The following is a 274-nucleotide window of genomic DNA, read 5'->3' on the forward strand; positions in this document are numbered from 1 at the left end:
GCCGGTCAGCTCGGCCAGACACAGCAGGAACAGGAAACCGATGACGGGCTCCACGAACATCGAGCCGGACACCAGCATGCTCAGCGGCAAGGTCAGCATCAGGGCCGGTGCGGCCAGCGCGGCGACCGCGCCAATGCGAGGGGCCAGGATGCGGAATGACAGCCACGCCGTCGCCAGCACGAAGGAGGTATCCATCAACTTCGCCGCCTGTTGGCCATCCAGGAAGAAGGGCGGCAACGTCAACCAATTGGCACCGAACGGCATCACCGACCAG

At 65.0% G+C, this 274-nt stretch carries 1 protein-coding gene; it reads right to left on the minus strand.

The window, feature by feature from the left end; all coding sequences use genetic code 11:
* The coding region (locus tag ACZ3GY_RS23950) for a hypothetical protein (protein WP_465912223.1) at positions 1-274 on the minus strand (274 nt) is incomplete at both ends.

Source organism: Pseudomonas sp. PME37.24/006, from assembly GCF_055556635.1.